Genomic DNA, 18102 nt, shown 5'->3' on the forward strand with positions numbered 1-18102 from the left:
ACCTTGGCAAGGTAAACCTCACCTGAGGGGGCGTGCACCTGCTGCGCGCCGTCCGTCACCCGGAAGGACCCCATGTCCCGCATCTCCCGGCTCGCCGCCGTCCCGGTCGCCGCTCTTCTCTCCCTGGGCCTCGCCTCGTGCGCCTCCGACGAGCCCGCGGGCGAGACCGAGGCCGCCTCGAACACGTGGGAGCCGGTGACGGTCGAGCACGCCTTCGGGACGACGACGATCGAGACCGAACCCGAGCGCGTCGCCACCGTGGCCTGGGCCAACCACGAGGTGCCGCTCGCCCTCGGTGTCGTGCCGGTCGGCATGGCGGCCTCGACGTTCGGTGACGACGACGCGAACGGGGTGCACCCGTGGGCCGAGGAGGCGCTCGCCGACCTCGACGCCGAGACGCCGGTGCTCTTCGACGAGACGGACGGCATCGACTTCGAGGCCGTCGCCGACAGCCAGCCTGACGTGATCCTGGCCGCGTACTCGGGGCTGACGCAGGAGGACTACGACACGCTCTCCGAGATCGCACCGGTCGTCGCCTACCCCGAGGCCCCCTGGTCGACGCCCTGGCGGGAGATGATCGAGGTCAACGCCGCCGGCCTCGGCATGGCGGAGGAGGGCGACGAGCTTGTCGCGGACCTCGAGCAGCAGATCGCCGACGTCGTCGCCGAGTACCCGCAGATCGAGGGTGCGACAGGGATGTTCCTCACCCATGTCGACCCGAGCGACCTGAGCCAGGTCAGCTTCTACTCCGCGAACGACACGCGCGTCCAGTTCTTCGAGGATCTCGGCATGGAGATCCCGGCGAGCATCGAGGAGGCCTCGGCCGACACCGACTCCTACTCGGTCACCATCAGCGCCGAGCAGGCCGACATGTTCGACGACGTCGACGTGATCGTCACCTACGGCGGCGAGGAGCTGCGGGACGCGCTCGAGTCTGACCCGCTCCTGTCCCAGATCCCCGCCGTCGAGAACGGCGCGATCGTGGACCTGCCCGGCGACCAGCCGCTCGGCACCGCCGCGAACCCGACGCCCCTGGCGATCTCCTGGGTGCTTGACGACTACGCCGGGCTGATCGCGGACGCCGTCGACAAGGGCGAGTGACCGCCACCGTCCTCCAGCAGCCCTCGGGCGTCGCCGCGCTGCGACGCCCGAGGGCTCGTCGTGCTGCGGGCCTTCTCGGGCTCGGGGCGCTCGTCGTCGCCGTCGTCGTCCTCTCGGTGACGGTCGGCTCTCGCGATGTCGCGTGGCAGGACGTCTGGGCGGCGCTCGGCGGGGCCAGCGACGGGTTCGACCGTGGAGCCGTCGCCAAGCGGATCCCACGCACCTTCCTCGCCGTGCTCGCCGGTGCCGCGCTCGGGGTCTCCGGCGCCGTGATGCAGGGCGTGACCCGCAACCCGTTGGCCGACCCGGGCATCCTCGGTGTCAACATGGGCGCGTCGCTGGCGGTCGTCACGGGGATCGCATACTTCGGGCTCAGCACCGCCACCGGGTACATCTGGTGGGCGATCGCCGGGGCGTGCGTGACCGCCGTCGTCGTCTACGCCATCGGGTCCGCCGGACGCGGCGGGGCGACGCCTCTCAAGCTGGCGCTCGCCGGTGCCGCCGTCTCGGCCGCGCTCGCCTCGTTCGTCAGCGCGGTCGTCCTCGGACGCAACGACATCGCCGGGGGAGTGCGGTCGTGGCAGATCGGGGGCGTCGGGGGTGGGACCGCCGAGTCCGTCTCGACCGTCCTGCCGTTCCTCGTCGCCGGGTTCCTCCTGTGCCTGCTCAGTGCTCAGGCGCTCAACTCGTTGGCGCTCGGGGACGACCTCGCCGCAGGTCTTGGGGAGCGTGTCGCCGTGGCCCGGGGCTCCGCGGCGCTCGGTGCCACGGTCCTCTGCGGCGCGGCGACCGCGGTGACGGGACCGATCGGCTTCGTCGGGCTCGTCGTCCCGCACGCGTGCCGCATGCTGATCGGACCCGACCACCGATGGTTGCTGCCGTACTCCGCGCTCACCGGTGCGGTCCTGCTCACGCTCGCCGACGTCGTCGGACGGGTCGTCGCCCGCCCCGCCGAGATCGACGTCGGAATCATCACCGCACTGATCGGTGCCCCCGTGTTCATCGCGATCGTCCGCCGGCAGAAGGTGCGCGCCCTGTGACCACCACACTCACCGCACCGCCCACCACGGCGAGCGGCCCGGACGTCGCGCGAGGCCGGGCCCGCCGCGCCGCACGACGTCGCACGGTGCTCCTGGTGCTCGTGGCGCTGCTCGTCCTCGCGTTCGCCACGACCCTCACGGTCGGCAACACCTTCTACACGCCGTCGGAGGTCGTCCGGGTGCTCGTCGGCCAGGACGTGCCGGGTGCCTCGTTCACGGTCGGCACCCTGCGGTTGCCGCGAGCGGTGCTCGGCGTCCTGGCGGGATTCGCCTTCGGGCTCGCCGGCGTGACCTTCCAGACCATGCTCCGCAACCCCCTCGCGAGCCCGGACATCATCGGGATCAGCTCCGGCGCGTCCGCCGCCGCCGTGATCGGGATCGTCGTCCTCGGCCTCGGTTCGACGCAGGTCTCGATCCTCGCCGTCGTCGGCGGGCTCGGTGTGGCGCTCGCGGTCTACGGGCTCTCGGCCACGCGGGGAGGCGTCGCGGGCACACGCCTGATCCTCGTCGGGATCGGGGTCGCCGCCATGCTCGACTCGGTGACCTCCTACGTGCTCTCGCGCGCATCCGAGTGGGACCTCCAGGACGCGATGCGATGGCTCGCGGGCAGCCTCAACGGTGCCCGGTGGGGTCAGATCCTCCCGCTGCTGGTCGCCCTGGCCGTGCTGGGCCCGCTCCTGCTCGCGCAGGCACGGAACCTCGCCGCGCTCCAGCTCGGGGACGACACGGCGGCCGCCCTCGGTGTTCGGGTGGGAGCCACCCGGCTCCTGCTCGTGGTCGCGGCGGTCGGACTCGTCGCCTTCGCGACGGCTGCCACCGGGCCCATCGCGTTCGTCGCCTTCTTGGCGGGGCCCATCGCGGCGCGGATCGTCGGGTCCGGCGGGTCGTTGTTGCTGCCCGCCGCGCTCGTGGGCGCACTGCTCGTCGTCGCCGCCGACCTGGTCGGTCAGTTCGCCTTCGACACCCGGTGCCCCGTCGGTGTCGTCACGGGTGTCCTCGGTGCCCCCTACCTCGTCTACCTCATCGTCCGCACCCACCGATCGGGAGGGTCGCTGTGACCACCGACCACCAGCTCACCGTCGACCACCTCACCCTCGGCTACGGGGACCGCACCGTCGTCACCGACTTGCAGGTGGACGTCCCACCCGGCCGGATCACGGCGATCGTCGGTGCGAACGCCTGCGGCAAGTCGACGCTCCTGCGGTCGATGTCGAGACTCCTCGCCCCGCGTGCGGGTCAGGTCCTGCTCGACGGCAAGGACGTCCACCGCATGCCCGCCAAGCAGCTGGCCCGTACTCTCGGTCTCCTCCCGCAGTCGCCGGTGGCGCCCGAGGGGATCGCCGTGGCCGACCTCGTCGGGCGCGGACGGCACCCGCACCAGAGGATCCTGAGCCGGTGGTCGCACGACGACGACGTCGCGGTCGCCGCGGCGCTGGACGCCACCGGTACCGCCGAGCTCGCCGACCGACCCGTGGACGAGCTCTCGGGCGGGCAGCGGCAACGGGTGTGGATCGCCATGGTGCTCGCCCAGCAGACGGACCTGCTCCTCCTCGACGAGCCGACGACGTTTCTCGACGTCGCCCACCAGGTCGAGGTGCTCGACCTGCTCGCCGACCTCAACGCCGCCCGAGGGACGACGGTCGTCATGGTGCTGCACGACCTGAACCTGGCCGCCCGGTACGCCGACCACCTCATCGCGCTCGCCGACGGTCGCGTCCATGCGGCCGGCGCGCCTGGCGACGTGCTCACCGAGGAGACCGTCCGAGCGGTCTTCGACCTCGAGAGCAGGGTGATCGTCGACCCCACGTCCGGCACACCGCTGATGCTGCCCGTCGGTCGGCATCACGCGGTCGCCAGGATCTAGTTGTCCGTGCGGGCGTGGACGGCTCGGCTGAGTGCCTGCCCGCGCGGGCGAACTCGTCGCACGGCCGACACCAAGAAGCCCGGCTCAGCAGCGATGCTGCTGAGCCGGGCTTCTTTCGGAGACGCGCGAGCGTCGCCAGCGATCAGAGGTTGATCATGTGCCCCTCGAGGCCGTGGAAGCCCTCCTGCAGCGCCTCCGACAGCGTCGGGTGGGTGTGCACGTTGCGGGCGAGCTCGGCCGAGGTGAGGTCCCACTTCTGCGCGAGCGTCAGCTCCGGGAGCAGCTCGGAGACGTCCGGGCCGATCATGTGCCCGCCGAGGAGCTCGCCGAACTCGGCGTCGGCGATCAGCTTGACGAACCCGGTCGGCTCGCCGAGTCCGTGCGCCTTGCCGTTCGCCATGAACGGGAAGTTCGAGACCTTGATCTCGTGGCCCTCGTCCTTGGCCTGCTGCTCGGTGAGGCCGAAGCTGGCGACCTGCGGCTGGCAGAACGTGGCCCGCGGCATCATCCGGTAGTCGCCGAGCTCCTGCGTCTCCGCGCCGGCGATGGTCTCGGCGGCGACGACGCCCTGTGCCTCCGCGACGTGAGCCAGCATGAGTTTGGCGGTCACGTCGCCGATCGCGTAGACGCCGTCGACGTTGGTGCGCATGCGCTCGTCGATCTCGATGGCGCCGCGCTCGGTGAGCTGGACTCCGGTCTTTTCCAGGCCGAAGTTCTCGACGTTCGGGGCGAACCCGACGGACATGAGGACGCGGTCGACCTCGAGGGAGGACTTCGAACCGTCCTTGGCGGTGTACTCGACGGTGACGGACGAGCCGTTGTCGGTCACGGTCTCGACCTTGGTCGAGGTGAGGATCGGGATACCGATCTTCTTGTACTGCTTGGCGATCTCCTTGGAGACGTCCGGGTCCTCGTTCGGCAGTGCGCGGTCGAGGAACTCGATGATCGTCACCTCGACGCCGTAGTTGCGCATGACGTAGGCGAACTCCATGCCGATGGCACCGGCACCGACGATCGCCATCTTCTTGGGCAGCTCGCGCTCGAGGATCTGCTTCTCGTAGGTCACGACGTTCTCGGAGAGCTGCACGCCGGGCAGCAGGCGGACCTTCGAGCCGGTGGCGATGATGACGTTCTCACCCGTGACGGTCTGCGTGGAGCCGTCGGAGCCCTGGACCTCGATCGTCTTCGCGTCGACGAACGTCCCGCGGCCGTCGTACTCGGTGATCTTGTTCTTCTTCATCAGGAAGTGCACGCCCTTGACGCGCCCGTCGGCGACCTGGCGGCTGCGGTCGAAGGCTGCGCCGTAGTCGAACGTCGCCTCCCCGCTGATACCGAAGGTCTTCGCCTGGTGCGTGAAGATGTGCGCGAGCTCTGCGTTGCGCAGCAGCGCCTTCGACGGGATGCAGCCCACGTTGAGGCAGACACCGCCCCAGTACTTCTCCTCGATCACGGCCACGGAGAGTCCGAGCTGTGCGGCGCGGATCGCAGCCACGTACCCGCCGGGACCGGCACCGAGGAGGACGACGTCATAGTGGTTCTCAGCCATGTCCACCACCTTAGTTGCCCCGGGGCGGTCGGCGCGCACTTGGGCGCGCGACGTGAGCAGACGAACACCCGGTACGTTGGGGGCGATGGCTGTGACGACGACGATGGACCTCAATGCCGACCTCGCCGAGGGGTTCGGCCGGTGGACCCTGACCGACGACGCCGCGCTGCTGGACGTGGTGACGAGCGCGAACGTCGCCTGTGGTTTCCATGCAGGTGACGCCCCGACGATGCGGCGGGTCTGCGACCTCGCGGTCGAGCGCGGGGTGAGCATCGGGGCACACGTGGCGTACCGGGACCTGGCGGGGTTCGGTCGCCGGTCGATGGATGTCCCGGCGGGCGACCTCGCGGCGGAGGTCGCCTACCAGATCGGGGCGCTCAACGTCTTCGCGCGCGCCGCCGGTGCGCGCGTCGCCTACGTCAAGCCGCACGGCGCGCTCTACAACCGGGCGGCGTGGGACGTCGAGCAGGCGGTGGCCGTCGTCGAGGGCGTGGGGCTGGCGGGAGGCGGCGGACCGCTCCCGGTTCTCGGCCAGCCCGGGTCGGCCCTGCTGGTGGCGGCCGAACGCGCCGGGCACGAGTCCGTGCCCGAGGGCTTCACCGACCGCGGCTACCGCGCCGACGGCACGCTGGTCCCGCGCTCGGAGGCGGGAGCTCTGCTCACCGACGAGAAGATGATCGTCGCCCGGACCGTCGCGTTGGCCACGGGGCAGCCCGTCCCCGCCGCGGACGGGACTCCCGTCCGCGTGGACGCCCGGTCGCTCTGTGTGCACGGGGACTCGCCGGGGGCCGTCGATCGTGCCGTCCGTCTGCGCGAGGCGCTCGAGGCGGACGGCGTCGCGCTGCGAGCCTTCGCATGACTGGTCCTCGTGCCCTGCGCGAGCGGAAGGCATGACCGTGCACGTGCACCGGGTCGGGACCGACGCGCTCCTCGTCGAGGTCGACACCGTCGCGCGGGCCGAGGCCCTGCACGCCGAGGTCCTGCGCCGGGTCGAGACCGGCCGTCTGACGGCCGTGGACGTCGTCCCGGCCGCACGGACCGTGCTCCTCGACGGGCTCGCCGATCGGGAGCGGCACGCACGGGAGATCCCCTCGTGGTCGGTCCCGGACGTTGGGGAGGCGTCCGGTCCCGTCGTCGAGATCCCGGTGCGCTACGACGGGCCGGACGTCGGCGACGTCGCGGCGGCCTGGGGTGTCGACGTCGCGGACGTCGCGCGGCTCCATCAGGAACCGACCTATCGCGTCGCCTTCGGGGGGTTTGCGCCGGGGTTCGGCTACCTGACCGGCCTTCCGCCGGACCGCTCGGTCCCGCGCAGGGCCTCGCCACGGACCGAGGTGCCGGCGGGGTCGGTGGCCCTGGCGGGCGAGTTCACGGGGGTCTACCCGCGGGCGTCGCCGGGCGGGTGGCAGATCGTCGGCACCGCGGTCGGCGTCACGCTCTGGGACGTCGCCCGGACGCCCCCGGCGCTGCTGGTCCCCGGAGCACAGGTCAGGTTCCGGGAGGTCCGATGAGCTTCGTCGTCGTGCGGGCCGGTGCGCTGGCGACCGTGCAGGACCGCGGACGCCCGGGGTACGCGCACCTCGGGATCGCGCGGTCGGGGGCGCTCGACCTCGACGCGCTGACTCTCGCGAACCGCGCGGTGGGCAACGACGACGGCGCGGCCGTCCTGGAGACGACCCTGAGCGGGGTGGGCCTGCGGGCGGTCGAGCCGATGGTCGTGGCTGTCGCCGGCGCGCACTGCGCCGTGCGTGTCGACGGGCGTCCCGTCGCCTGGGGTGCACCGGTGCTCGTCCGTGCGGGGCAGGTGCTCGACGTGGGGCCCGCGGCCCGTGGCGTGCGGAGCTACGTGGCCGTGCGCGGGGGAGTTGACGCGGCGCCCGTGTTGGGATCGCGCTCGCGCGACGTCCTGGGTTCCGTGGGCCCGGAGCCCTTGCGGGACGGTGAGCGGTACGACGTCGGTGCGGAGCCCGCGACGGACGGCGGGTGGCCCGGGCCCCTGGCCGCCCGCGACGTACCGGACGAGATCACGCTCCCGCTCGTGCTCGGCCCTCGCGCCGACTGGTTCACCGCCGGGGCGCGCCGCGCCCTGTGGGCCGCGACGTACGTGGTCGGGTCGGCCTCCAACCGTGTGGGGCTGCGGCTCCAGGGGGCGCCGCTCGAACGGCGTGGCGGGGCCGAGCTGCCCAGCGAGGGGATGGTGCTCGGGGCGGTCCAGGTCCCGCCGGACGGTCAGCCGGTCGTCTTTCTCGCCGACCATCCGGTGACCGGCGGGTACCCGGTGATCGGGGTCGTGACGGCGGAGGGGGTCGGAGCGGCGGCGCAGGCTGTCCCGGGCTCCACCGCCCGGTTCGTCCGGGCCGTCGGCCCGTGACCGGGCGGACCGGTCAGACGACGCCCTGGGCGAGCATCGCGTCCGCGACCCGGGTGAAGCCGGCGATGTTGGCTCCGACGACGTAGTTGCCGGGGGAACCGTAGGTCTCGGCAGCCTCGAGGCAGCGCCCGTGGATGTCCGTCATGATGCTCGTGAGGCGTTCCTCGGTGTACTCGAACGTCCACGAGTCCCGACTCGCGTTCTGCTGCATCTCGAGCGCACTGGTCGCCACACCGCCCGCGTTGGCGGCCTTGCCCGGGCCGAACGCGACGCCTGCCTCGGAGAACGCCCGGACCGCCTCCGGCGTGCAGGGCATGTTGGCACCCTCGGCGACGGCGGTGCACCCGTTCGCGACGAGCCTCGCGGCCGCCGCGCCGTCGAGCTCGTTCTGCGTGGCGCTCGGCAGGGCGATGTCGCACGCCACGTCCCAGACGGACCCGCCGGAGACGTGCGTGACGTCGGAGCCCCGCTCCTCGGCGTAGGCCGAGAGCCGTGCGCGGCGCACACCCTTGACGTCCTTGAGGAGGTCGAGGTCGATGCCCTTCTCGTCGACGACGTAGCCGCCTGAGTCCGAGCAGGCGACGACCGTCCCGCCGAGCTGGTGGACCTTCTCGATCGCGAACGTGGCGACGTTGCCGGACCCGGAGACGACGACGCGCTTCCCCTCCAGGTCCTCGCCACGGGCACGCAGCATCTCGCGGGTGAAGATCACCGCCCCGTAGCCGGTGGCCTCGGTGCGGACCTGGGAGCCGCCCCACGTCAGGCCCTTGCCCGTGAGGACGCCCGACTCGTAGCGGTTGGTGATCCGCTTGTAGTACCCGAACAGGTACCCGATCTCGCGGCCGCCCACGCCGATGTCGCCGGCCGGGATGTCGGTGTGTTCACCGATGTGACGGTAGAGCTCGGCCATGAACGACTGGCAGAAGCGCATGATCTCGGCGTCGGAACGGCCCTTGGGGTCGAAGTCGCTCCCTCCCTTGCCGCCGCCGATCGGCAGGCCGGTCAGAGCGTTCTTGAAGATCTGCTCGAACCCGAGGAACTTGACGATGCCGAGATAGACCGAGGGGTGAAACCGCAGCCCACCCTTGAACGGTCCGAGTGCCGAGTTGAACTCGACGCGGAAGCCACGGTTGATGTGGACGACGCCGGCGTCGTCCACCCACGGCACCCGGAAGATGATCTGGCGCTCGGGCTCGCAGAGGCGGGCGATCACGTTGGCCTCCGTGTACTCCGGGTGCTTGGCCACGACCGGTCCGAGGGTCTCGAAGACCTCACGGGCCGCCTGGAGGAACTCGAGCTCGCCGGGGTTGCGGTCGACGACGGCGTCGTACGTCTCCTGCAGGGCGGCGTGCAGCTGTGGCATGGGACTCCTCGTGCGGATCTGACGGTCGTGGGGTGCGGGACGTCGTTCAGTGAGTCGTGGTGACCGGGCACGAGTGGCGGCGGGTCCCGTTGAGGGTACTCACGGTAGAACCTATGACAGGAAAAACGAAAAGAAGGGAGATGTGTCAGGGTTTCGCAAAGCAGAAGTCTATGAGGGCCCGGGGTGGCGCGGTGAGTTCGCACCTCTCTGACCGCGCTCGAGGTGGTCGACGAGGGTCGCCTCCCTGTCATCGCCCCTGACTGCTGCGGCATCCTGACCGAGATGTGGTCCCAGGGTTCCACTATCTGTGAGGTTCGCCTAACCTATTCTCGTGACCGCATCCGACGGGCGACCCGCCTCCGACCTCGCCGCGCTGCTCGACATGCGCGACGTCGCGGTTCGCCACGTCCTGGAGGACGGTGAGACGGTCGAGGTGTCGCCGCGTGCCACTCCCGATGGTGTCAGCCTGCGCGTCGACGTCGGTGAGGTGGTGCTTCTCCTCGGCCCCTCGGGCAGCGGCAAGTCGACGCTTGCGCTCGCGGCCAACGGCCTGGTCCCGCACGTCGTCCCGGCCCGGATGGACGGCACCGTCCAGGTCGGTGGCCGCGACACCCGCACGCACGAGGTGCCCACGCTCAGCTCCGCGGTGGCGACCGTCTTCCAGGACCCCGACGCGCAGGTCGTGACCGGGTCGGTCCTCGACGAGGTCTGTTTCGGTCCGGAAAACCTCCTGCTCCCCGTCGCGGAGATCGAGCGGCGGGCCGAGCTCGCGCTGCGACAGGTTGGGCTCTGGGAGCGGCGGGCCGAGGCCCCCGAGCGACTGTCCGGTGGCGGCCGTCAGCGTCTGGCGATCGCCTGCGCGCTCGCGCTCGGGTCGCCGCTCCTGGTCCTCGACGAGCCGACCGCCAACCTCGATCCCGCCGGCAAGGAAGAGGTCTACGACGTCGTCCGCGAGATCGCCGCGTCGGGCCGCCACGGTGTTCTTCTCGTCGAGCACGACCTCGACGCGGCGGCCGACCTGGTCGACCGGGTCGTCGTCCTCGACGGGTCCGGGCGTCAGGTGGTCTCCGGCCCGTTGCGCACTGTGCTGAGCGAGCACATCGATGAGCTCGTCGCGCTCGGGGTATGGCTCCCGGTGGCCACGCTGGCCGCGGTGCGGCTGGGACTGCGCGACCGGCAGGGAAATCTCCCGGTCACCCCGGACGAGCTGGCGACGCTGCTTTCCTCCCGCTCCGCCGCGGGCCGGCTCCCCGAGCCGCGGGTCGACGCCGCGCGGTCGGTCGCTCCCGGTGCGACGGTCATCGACGTGGACGGCCTGACCGTCCGCGCCCGACGCCGCACGATTGTCGACGACGTCTCGTTCCGCGTGACGGCGGGAGAGCTGCTCGCAGTCGTCGGCGCAAACGGGGCGGGGAAGACGACACTGCTCAAGGCGGTCGCCGGGGTCACCCGTCCGCCTCGACGCACGGTCCGCATCGCGGGGCTCGACCCCGCCCGTGCCGACGTGGCCGACCTGGCCTCGCGCGTCGGGTACGTCTTTCAGAACCCCGAGCACCAGTTCGTCACGGGGAGCGTCCGCGCAGAGCTGCGGCACGGCCTGACCGTCCGGGGCATCGCTCCGGACGAGTCCGAGGTCCGGGTCGAGGAGATGCTCGAGCGTTTCGGTCTGACGGACCTCGCGGCCCGGCACCCGTTCCTGCTCTCCGGCGGCCAGAAGCGACGACTCTCGGTGGGCACCGCGATGATCTGCCGACCCGAGGTGCTCGTCCTCGACGAGCCGACCTACGGGCAGGACCGCGAGCGCGCGGCCGAGCTGCTCGGCCTCCTGGACGCCCTGCACTCCGAGGGGACGACCGTCGTCCTCGTCACCCACGACATGCAGGTCGTCGCCGACCATGCCACGCGTGTCATCGCCCTCGCCGACGGGCGGATCGAGGCCGACGGACCGCCCGGTCTGGTGCTGAGCGACCAGCCGCTGATGCGCCGGTGCCACCTGCGCGCACCGCATCTGGCGCGCGCGACGTCGCACCTGCCCGCCCCGTGGAACACCGTCACCCGACTCGCCGACGTCCCGCTGTCCTCACCCACCGCACCGCAGACCGTGGAGATCTCCGCATGAGCGCCGCCACCGTCCAGGCTCCCGTCGTCGCCGAGCACGCCGTCGTCGCCGCACCCGCCCGCGCGTCCGCGCCGAGGCGTGCACTTCTGCGGACGGCCAACCCGCTCGTCTCGCTCGCGGGGCCGTTTCCGCTGATGGTCGTCGTGTTCTTCGTCGCCGACCTGCGGGTGCTCGCCGCGATCGGGGTCGCGACGGCGGTCCTCGTGGTGGCCGGCACGCTGCCGGGGCCTCGGATGAGCGCGGCCGTCCTGCTCGGTGCGCCCCTGACGGCAGGGATCGTCACCGTCAGCTTCGGGTTCTGGGTGGACGCGGCCGCCGTCGCCTCGACACCGGTGCTGGTGCAGGCGGGCCCGTGGGCCTACCACGCAGGTCAGCTGGAGATCGGTCTGCTGACGGGTCTGCGCGTCGTCGACCTGATGCTCCTCGCCCTGCTCGGTGCCCTCGCGACGACCGGCCCCGACGTCGTCCGGGCGAGCATCCAGCACCTGCGGATCCCGTACCGGCTCGGGTACGCGGCGCTCGCCGCGGTCCGGTTCGTGCCCCGGTTCGGGCACGAGCTCGAGGTGATCCGCAGTGCGCACCGTGTCCGCGGGGTGGCGCGCGGTCGAGGTCCGGTCGCGGCCACGCGGCGCCAGGCGGGCTACGCCGTCCCGCTCCTCGCCGGCGGGATCCGCCACGCCGAGCGCGTCTCGTACGCGATGGACGCACGGGCGTTCGGCGCACACAGCACGCGGACCGAGCGCACCACGCATCCGTGGAGGCTGCGCGACACGGTCCTCGTCCTCAGCTTTTGGGCGGCGTGCGTCGCCGCCCTCGTCCTCGCCGCCGGCGTCTGAGACGTCCGACCCACCTCCTGGAGAACCGATGAAGTCCGTCACCACCCGCTACCTGATGACCTGCGCCGCGATCGGCGCGGCGGCCGGCGTCCTGCTGATCCCCGTGAACTTCCTCGCCTTCGCTTTCACGGCCACGGCCCCGATGCTCGTCGCCGTGATCGTGGGGTTCTGGCTGGTCGGGCCGGTGACGGCGCTCGCACTGGTCCGTCGGCCCGGTGCAGCCCTCCTGACGAGCGGCGTCTCGGGCGTCATCTCGATGGCGAGCCCCGCCGGGCCGAGCGCCATCGTCACCACGCTGATGGTCGGAGCAGCGCTCGAGCTCGGGTTCCTGATCACGTTCTACAAGGTCTGGAAGCCCTGGATCTTCTACGCCACCGCCACCGCGTTCCAGCTGTACTACCTCTACACCGCCTTCACGTTCTACGAGATGGAGACCACCTCGACCTGGACGCAGGTGCTCTTCTGCACGCTGATGATGGTCAGCGCCTGGGCTGCGGTCTGGGCCGGCCTGCGGCTCGCGGCCCGGCTCGCGGACACCGGTGTCGCACGCGGCCTCGCACCACGGCGGACGGCGGCCACGGCCGACACGGCCCGGGCGGACGTCTGATGGGGCGGGCGCGCGCGACGAAGCCCGTCGACCCGCAGGTTCTCATCGTCGAGGTGGTCCGTACGGCGCGGATCTCCCCGAGCATCGTCCGGGTGACACTTGGAGGCGACGGTCTGGGACAGCTCACCGCGTTGGGGCGTGACCAGTGGTTCCGCCTCTTCCTGCCCCGTGAGGGCCAGGACTCGCTGCGGCTGCCGACCCGGACGTCGGCGCTCTGGTACGCCCAGTACCTGACCACGCCCAAGGCGCAGCGCCCGCACGTCCGTGCCTACACCGTGCGGGCGGCACGCCCCGAGGAGCGCGAGCTCGACGTCGACTTCGTCGTGCACGTCGACGCCGACGGGACGAGCGGTCCGGCCGCGACGTTCGCCCTGACCGCCGCGCCGGGCGACCAGGTCGGGATCCTCGACCAGGGGATCTCGTACTACCCCGAGCACGAGCACGACTGGACCCTTGTGGTGGCGGACGAGACGGGCCTGCCCGCGGTCGCCGGCATCTGTGCGTCGCTGCCCGAGGACGCGCGGGGCCTCGTCCTGGCGGAGATCCCGACCGCGGCGGACGCCCAGGAGTTTCCCGTGCCTCCCGGGGTCGAGCTGCGCTGGGTCGTGCGGGACGAGGCCGGGCACCAGGCGGACGACGGGGTCCCGGGGCGGGCGGTGCTCGCTGCCCTGCACGCCGCGGAGCTTCCCGCCGGGACGGTGTACGCCTACACGTGCGGCGAGTCGGCCCTCGCGACGGGCGCCCGACGACACCTCGTGACCGAGCGCGGGGTGCCGAAGAACCACGTGGACTTCGTCGGGTACTGGCGCCACGGGCACGCCGCGGCCTGAGCTCGCGACGCTAGAGGTCGCTCGAGCGTGACGCCCAGAGGTTGATGCCCGGGTCACCCTCGACGCTGTCGACGGCTGCCTCGATCGCGTCCAGCTCGGCCGCGGAGACCGGGGGATCGTCCAGGGCCGCCAGACTGTCGTCGAGCTGGTCCACGGTCCGCGCACCGACCAGGACCGTGGTCACCCGCGGGTCGCGGAGCACCCACCGCAGGGCGAGCCGGGGCAGGCTCGTGCCGCTCTCCCGCGCAACGGCGTGCAGCGCCCGGATCCGGGTGAGGTTCGCCTCCGAGAGGTACTCGGGCCGCAGCGAGACGCCGGTCGCTGCACGAGAGTCCGCCGGTACGCCGTCCAGATACTTGGTCGTGAGCATCCCCTGCGCGAGGGGAGAGAAGGCCACCAGGCCCATCCCGCGCCGCTCCGCGACGTCGAGCACCGAGTCGCCCTCGTCGTCCGGCTCCTCGATCCAGCGGTTGAGGACGGAGTACGAGGACTGGTGGAGGGTGAGCGGCAGGCCGAGGTCGTCCGCCACGGCCAACGCCTCCCGGGTCCGCCGCGCCGAGTACGAGGAGATCCCCGCATACCGCGCACGCCCTGTCCGCACGGCGTGGGCAAGCGCGCCGATCGTCTCGGTCAGCGGTGTGCTCGGGTCGAACCGGTGGCTGTAGAACACGTCGACCGAGTCGGTGCCGAGGGCGCGGAGCGAGCGGTCCAGGGACGCGAGGAGGTACTTGCGGGAACCGCCGTTGCCGTAGCGGCCCGGCCAGGCGTGATATCCCGCCTTGGTCGTCAGCACGATCTCGTCCCGACGCCCGCGGAGCTCCGACCGCAGGACGTCGCCGACGAACTCCTCGGCCGCGAACGGCGGCGGCCCGTAGTTGTTGGCGAGGTCGAGGTGGACGACACCGCGCTCGACGGCGTGCAGCAGCACCCGCCGTCGATCCGCACGCGCCGTGGTCTCGCCGAAGTTCTGCCAGAGGCCCAGCGAGATCGCCGGGAGGTCGAGGCCGGAGCGGCCGGCCCGTCGGAGGGGAAGCGTCATGCCCCGACGCTAGACCAGGGTCAGGACCCCGAGCACGCCGACGGCGAGTCCGAGGACGAGCGAGACGCCGATCAGCACGGCGTGGACCGTGAGGAAGCGCGTCGCGCGTCCACTCGCGTCGCGCGACCGAGGGTCCTTGGCGATGCGCTGCCAGAAGCGCGGCCAGATCAGCAGGTTCCACGCACCGGTGACGACGAGAAGGACGGACCAGATCAGGGGGAGTTCCACGGCACCAGTATCCCGCGTCGCCAGGGTCCGAGGGGCACATGTGAGGATGAGTGCATGACAGAAGACCTCGCCGCTCTGATCGCCGACGTCGAGCAGCAGGAGTGGGACCTCGTCCTGACCTCGTTCACGTACGACGACGCATGGAACCTCGGGTGCCTCGTCGCCGAGATCGCGCGTGACCGCGGCCTCCCGATCGTCGTCGACGTCCGGCGGGGGCGGCAGCAGATGTTCCACGCCGCACTGCCCGGCTCCACCCCGGACAACGACTCCTGGGTCGAGCGCAAGGTGCGTGTCGTCGAGAGGTTCGGCGCGTCGTCGTACCTGCTCGGCCTCCGCGCGCGTCTGCGCGGCCAGACGTTCAGCGAGCAGCATCAGCTTCCGTTCCAGGAGTACGCCGCCGCCGGCGGTGCGTTCCCGGTCCGCGTCGACGGCGTCGACATCGTCGGCGTGCTGTCGGTCTCGGGCCTCACGCAGCAGGACGACCACGCGCTCGTCGTGGAGGCGCTCACCAGGTTCCGGGCCATGTCGGCCGACGCGTGAGCCGTCCGCTCACCCCGACGGTGCCGGCGCAGTACGCCGACGCCCGCGCAGGACGCCTTCCCGAGCCGTGCGAGGTCCGCGAGGGGCTGTGGTCGATTCCCGTGCCGATGCCAGGGGCCCGGCTGCCCTACAGCCTCGCCTACGCGCTGACGGACGACGGCGGGGGAGTGCACGTGGTGGACCCGGGCACGGCGTCGGACGACGGATGGGACCGGCTGGTCGCGGGTATCGCCCGTCTTGGGAGGTCGGTCGACGACGTCGCGTCGGTGACCTGCACGCACATGCACCCGGACCACCTCGGGCAGGCGACCCGCCTCGCGGACGCGTCGGGCGCCGTCGTCGCCGTGCACCGCGCAGAGGTCGCCGGGATGGAGGCACTCCGGTCCGGACGGCGCGGGATCGTCGGATCGATCGACCCCGCCTGGGGCGTGCCCGACGAGCACCGGGCGGACCTGGAGGCCGCGCACCAGGTGAGCGGCACGGCCCCCTGGATCGACGTCGACCGGGAGCTCGAGGACGGCGACCGGCTCGACATCCCGGGTCGCCGGGTCGAGGTCGTCTGGACGCCGGGACACACCGGCGGGCACGTCTGCCTGCGCGAGAGCGAGGAGAAGGTGCTGCTGACCGGAGACCACGTACTCCCCGTCATCAACCCTGGCCTCGGGCTCGGTGGCCAGACGGCGAGCAACCCGCTCGCGGACTACCTTGCGTCCCTGGACCGGGTCGCTGTCTGGGACGAGGACGAGGTGTGCCCAGGGCACGGATACCAGTTCGTCGGGGTGGCGCAGCGGTGCGCCGAGCTCGCCGCGCACCAGCGGCAGCGCCTCGACGAGGTCGAGCGGGCACTCGCGGCCGGGGTCAGGACGGCGTGGGACGTCGCGGGACGACTGACGTGGACCGGTGGGTGGGAGCGGCTCGCAGGCTTTCGCCGTGCGTCCGCGATCGCCCAGACCGCGATGATGATGCAGCACGTCCGCGGCGCCCAGGTGTAGGTGACCCCGGACGCCGCGGACGGAGACTCAGACGGTGGCCGAGACCTCGTCGGCACCAGGACCGGTCTGCTGTGCGGCCAGCTGGTCCGCCTCGTCCTCGGCGGCCCACGGCGCGAGGCCGAGGCTCGGCACCATGTGCGCCAGCGACCCGCGCCACTGCTCGAACTCGGAGGGGAAGCAGCGCTCGAGGACGGAGACCATCGCCGAGACCGCGGTCGACGCCCCGGGGGAGGCGCCGAGCAGACCCGCGATCGAGCCGTCGGCGGCGGTGATGACCTCGGTGCCGAACTCCAGCGTGCCGCCCTTGTCAGGGTCCGTCTTGATGACCTGGACGCGCTGGCCAGCGGTGATGCGCTCCCAGTCCTTCGGGTGAGCCTCCGGGTAGAAGGCCTGCAGTGCGCTGAACTTGGTCTCGGGGCGAGCTGCGAGCTGCTCCAGCAGGTATCGCGTGAGCGGGATGTTCTTGAGTCCCGCGCCGATCATCGCGCCGAGGTTGTGCGCCTTGATCGAGGTGACCATGTCGGTCATGCGGCCGCGCTTGAGGTACTTCGGCGAGAAGCCCGCGTAGGGGCCGAACATCAGGTACGACCGGCCGTCGACCACGCGCGTGTCGAGGTGCGGGACGGACATCGGCGGCGAGCCCACGTCCGCCTTTCCGTAGACCTTCGCCTGGTGCTTCGCGACGATCTCCGGGTTGCTGGTGCGCAGGAACTCGCCGGAGATCGGGAAGCCGCCGTAGCCCTTGATCTCGGGGATCCCGGACTTCTGCAGCAGCGGGAGCGCCCCGCCGCCGGCGCCGACGAAGACGAAGCGGGCGTTCACGGTCCGCTGGTGGCGGCTGGCGTTCCACGAGACGTCGCGGACGCGCAGGCGCCACGAGCCGTCCGCACGCTTGGACAGGTCGGTGACCTCGTGCTGCAGGTGCAGGTCTGCCGTGTGCGCGGTCGCGTGGTCGACGAGTCCGCGGGTGAGTGCGCCGAAGTCGACGTCGGTGCCGGACTCGGCACGCGTCGCCGCGACGGGTACCTCGGGGTCGCGGCCCTCGACGAGCAAGGGGGTCCACGAGCGGATGACCTCGGGGTCGTCGCTGAACTCCAGGTCGCTGAACAGCGGGTGGGCGCTGAGAGCGGCGTGGCGACGACGCAGGTAGTCGACGTTCTCCGCGCCGCGGACGAACGTCATGTGCGGCGTGCGGGAGATGAACGACTGGCTCGGGTCGAGGTGGCCGGCCGCGGAGAGGTGGTGCCAGAACTCGCGCGAGGCCTGGAACTGCTCGTTGATCGCGACAGCCTTGTCGGTGTTGATCGTGCCGTCGGGCATCTCGGGCGTGTAGTTCAGCTCGCAGAGCGCCGCGTGCCCCGTGCCCGCGTTGTTCCACGGGTTCGAGGACTCCAGCGCGACGTCGTCCAGCTTCTCGAAGATCGCGATCTTCCAGGTGGGCTCGAGCTCGGTGAGCATCGCGGCAAGAGTGGCGGACATGATGCCACCGCCGACGAGTGCGACGTCGACGTTCTCGTGGTTCGCGGCAGAAGACATAGGGACGAGGGTAACCCTTGTGAAGGTCTGCACTTTTGTGATGCGCATCACGCGCTCGGGTCACATCCCGGGATCTGACGCCGTGTCTGT

At 71.6% G+C, this 18102-nt stretch carries 18 protein-coding genes; 13 read left to right on the forward strand and 5 right to left on the reverse strand.

All coding sequences use genetic code 11. The annotated features are described in order from the left end of the window. The first annotated feature begins 72 nt into the window (after positions 1-72). Genes BLU20_RS06930 through BLU20_RS06945 form a run of 4 tightly spaced genes read left to right on the forward strand, consistent with a single transcriptional unit; the run spans position 73 to position 4005 of the window. Positions 73-1101 (forward strand): iron-siderophore ABC transporter substrate-binding protein, encoded by a 1029-nt coding sequence (locus BLU20_RS06930; protein ID WP_029253797.1) that lies wholly within the window; start codon positions 73-75, stop codon positions 1099-1101. After that, positions 1098-2141: a FecCD family ABC transporter permease gene (locus tag BLU20_RS06935; RefSeq protein ID WP_083372066.1), complete on the forward strand. Its 1044-nt coding sequence runs from the start codon at positions 1098-1100 to the stop codon at positions 2139-2141. Before BLU20_RS06930 ends, BLU20_RS06935 begins: the two co-directional genes overlap by 4 nt. Then, a complete protein-coding gene (locus BLU20_RS06940; RefSeq protein WP_157270362.1) occupies positions 2138-3199 on the forward strand; it encodes a FecCD family ABC transporter permease in 1062 nt (353 codons plus the stop codon). Before BLU20_RS06935 ends, BLU20_RS06940 begins: the two co-directional genes overlap by 4 nt. Then, complete coding sequence (locus BLU20_RS06945) at positions 3196-4005, forward strand: ABC transporter ATP-binding protein (RefSeq protein ID WP_083372068.1); 810 nt, start codon at positions 3196-3198, stop codon at positions 4003-4005. Before BLU20_RS06940 ends, BLU20_RS06945 begins: the two co-directional genes overlap by 4 nt. 142 nt (positions 4006-4147) lie before the next feature. Here the strand turns inward: BLU20_RS06945 and lpdA are convergent, their stop codons facing one another. Continuing rightward, positions 4148-5551: a dihydrolipoyl dehydrogenase gene (lpdA, locus tag BLU20_RS06950; protein ID WP_083372069.1), complete on the reverse strand. Its 1404-nt coding sequence runs from the start codon at positions 5549-5551 to the stop codon at positions 4148-4150. 85 nt (positions 5552-5636) lie between these two features. Between lpdA and BLU20_RS06955 the strand changes: the two genes are divergently transcribed. From BLU20_RS06955 to BLU20_RS06965, 3 genes are read left to right on the forward strand one after another with little or no spacing between them, the layout of a single operon-like run. Beyond that, complete coding sequence (locus BLU20_RS06955; RefSeq protein ID WP_157270364.1) at positions 5637-6410, forward strand: LamB/YcsF family protein; 774 nt, start codon at positions 5637-5639, stop codon at positions 6408-6410. Positions 6411-6441: 31 nt separating this feature from the next. Next, on the forward strand, positions 6442-7062 hold the full coding sequence (locus BLU20_RS06960) for a 5-oxoprolinase subunit B family protein (RefSeq protein WP_083372070.1): 621 nt from the start codon (positions 6442-6444) through the stop codon (positions 7060-7062). Next, the gene (locus tag BLU20_RS06965; RefSeq protein ID WP_083372071.1) at positions 7059-7922 is read left to right on the forward strand and encodes a 5-oxoprolinase subunit C family protein; all 864 of its coding nucleotides are present in this window, start codon (positions 7059-7061) and stop codon (positions 7920-7922) included. The genes BLU20_RS06960 and BLU20_RS06965 overlap by 4 nt, the downstream gene beginning before the upstream one ends. Before the next feature lie 13 nt (positions 7923-7935). Here BLU20_RS06965 and gdhA read toward each other — a convergent pair whose 3' ends face one another. Further along, positions 7936-9285 carry an NADP-specific glutamate dehydrogenase gene (gene gdhA / locus BLU20_RS06970; RefSeq protein WP_083372072.1) on the reverse strand — a complete coding sequence of 450 codons (1350 nt, stop codon included), beginning with the start codon at positions 9283-9285 and terminating at the stop codon, positions 7936-7938. 331 nt (positions 9286-9616) lie between these two features. Here gdhA and BLU20_RS06975 point away from each other — a divergent pair, with 331 nt between their 5' ends. From BLU20_RS06975 to BLU20_RS06990, 4 genes are read left to right on the forward strand one after another with little or no spacing between them, the layout of a single operon-like run. Beyond that, entirely contained in the window at positions 9617-11404 is a 1788-nt protein-coding gene (locus tag BLU20_RS06975) for an ABC transporter ATP-binding protein (RefSeq protein ID WP_231959133.1), read from the forward strand. Further along, entirely contained in the window at positions 11401-12240 is an 840-nt protein-coding gene (locus tag BLU20_RS06980) for an energy-coupling factor transporter transmembrane component T (protein ID WP_083372073.1), read from the forward strand. The genes BLU20_RS06975 and BLU20_RS06980 overlap by 4 nt, the downstream gene beginning before the upstream one ends. A gap of 28 nt (positions 12241-12268) precedes the next feature. Next, positions 12269-12847, forward strand: a complete 579-nt coding sequence (locus tag BLU20_RS06985; RefSeq protein ID WP_083372074.1) for an ECF transporter S component — start codon at positions 12269-12271, stop codon at positions 12845-12847. Then, on the forward strand, positions 12847-13677 hold the full coding sequence (locus BLU20_RS06990; RefSeq protein ID WP_083372075.1) for a siderophore-interacting protein: 831 nt from the start codon (positions 12847-12849) through the stop codon (positions 13675-13677). Before BLU20_RS06985 ends, BLU20_RS06990 begins: the two co-directional genes overlap by 1 nt. A 10-nt stretch (positions 13678-13687) precedes the next feature. Here the strand turns inward: BLU20_RS06990 and BLU20_RS06995 are convergent, their stop codons facing one another. Then, a complete protein-coding gene (locus BLU20_RS06995; RefSeq protein ID WP_083372076.1) occupies positions 13688-14716 on the reverse strand; it encodes an aldo/keto reductase in 1029 nt (342 codons plus the stop codon). A 9-nt stretch (positions 14717-14725) separates the two neighbouring features. Beyond that, the gene (locus tag BLU20_RS07000; protein WP_083372077.1) at positions 14726-14944 is read right to left on the reverse strand and encodes an SCO4848 family membrane protein; all 219 of its coding nucleotides are present in this window, start codon (positions 14942-14944) and stop codon (positions 14726-14728) included. Positions 14945-14998: 54 nt separating this feature from the next. On the opposite strand from BLU20_RS07000, the gene BLU20_RS07005 reads away from it, so the two are divergent. Then, positions 14999-15484, forward strand: coding sequence for a heme-degrading domain-containing protein (locus tag BLU20_RS07005; RefSeq protein WP_083372078.1), 486 nt, complete (start codon positions 14999-15001; stop codon positions 15482-15484). Further along, the gene (locus tag BLU20_RS07010) at positions 15481-16476 is read left to right on the forward strand and encodes an MBL fold metallo-hydrolase (RefSeq protein ID WP_083372079.1); all 996 of its coding nucleotides are present in this window, start codon (positions 15481-15483) and stop codon (positions 16474-16476) included. Before BLU20_RS07005 ends, BLU20_RS07010 begins: the two co-directional genes overlap by 4 nt. Before the next feature lie 27 nt (positions 16477-16503). Here BLU20_RS07010 and mqo read toward each other — a convergent pair whose 3' ends face one another. After that, positions 16504-18060 (reverse strand): malate dehydrogenase (quinone), encoded by a 1557-nt coding sequence (gene mqo / locus BLU20_RS07015; protein WP_083372080.1) that lies wholly within the window; start codon positions 18058-18060, stop codon positions 16504-16506. Positions 18061-18102 lie beyond the last annotated feature (42 nt).

The sequence above is a fragment of the Paraoerskovia marina genome, assembly GCF_900105445.1.
In the GTDB taxonomy this organism is placed as follows: domain Bacteria; phylum Actinomycetota; class Actinomycetes; order Actinomycetales; family Cellulomonadaceae; genus Paraoerskovia; species Paraoerskovia marina.

Coding starts and splice junctions, on each gene's coding strand:
- BLU20_RS06930 (WP_029253797.1), top strand. CDS start 73: ATGTCCCGCATCTCCCGGCTCGCCGCCGTCCCGGTCGCCGCTCTTCTC.
- lpdA (WP_083372069.1), bottom strand. CDS start 5,551: ATGGCTGAGAACCACTATGACGTCGTCCTCCTCGGTGCCGGTCCCGGC.
- BLU20_RS06955 (WP_157270364.1), top strand. CDS start 5,637: ATGGCTGTGACGACGACGATGGACCTCAATGCCGACCTCGCCGAGGGG.
- BLU20_RS06960 (WP_083372070.1), top strand. CDS start 6,442: ATGACCGTGCACGTGCACCGGGTCGGGACCGACGCGCTCCTCGTCGAG.
- BLU20_RS06965 (WP_083372071.1), top strand. CDS start 7,059: ATGAGCTTCGTCGTCGTGCGGGCCGGTGCGCTGGCGACCGTGCAGGAC.
- gdhA (WP_083372072.1), bottom strand. CDS start 9,285: ATGCCACAGCTGCACGCCGCCCTGCAGGAGACGTACGACGCCGTCGTC.
- BLU20_RS06980 (WP_083372073.1), top strand. CDS start 11,401: ATGAGCGCCGCCACCGTCCAGGCTCCCGTCGTCGCCGAGCACGCCGTC.
- BLU20_RS06985 (WP_083372074.1), top strand. CDS start 12,269: ATGAAGTCCGTCACCACCCGCTACCTGATGACCTGCGCCGCGATCGGC.
- BLU20_RS06990 (WP_083372075.1), top strand. CDS start 12,847: ATGGGGCGGGCGCGCGCGACGAAGCCCGTCGACCCGCAGGTTCTCATC.
- BLU20_RS06995 (WP_083372076.1), bottom strand. CDS start 14,716: ATGACGCTTCCCCTCCGACGGGCCGGCCGCTCCGGCCTCGACCTCCCG.
- BLU20_RS07005 (WP_083372078.1), top strand. CDS start 14,999: ATGACAGAAGACCTCGCCGCTCTGATCGCCGACGTCGAGCAGCAGGAG.
- mqo (WP_083372080.1), bottom strand. CDS start 18,060: ATGCGCATCACAAAAGTGCAGACCTTCACAAGGGTTACCCTCGTCCCT.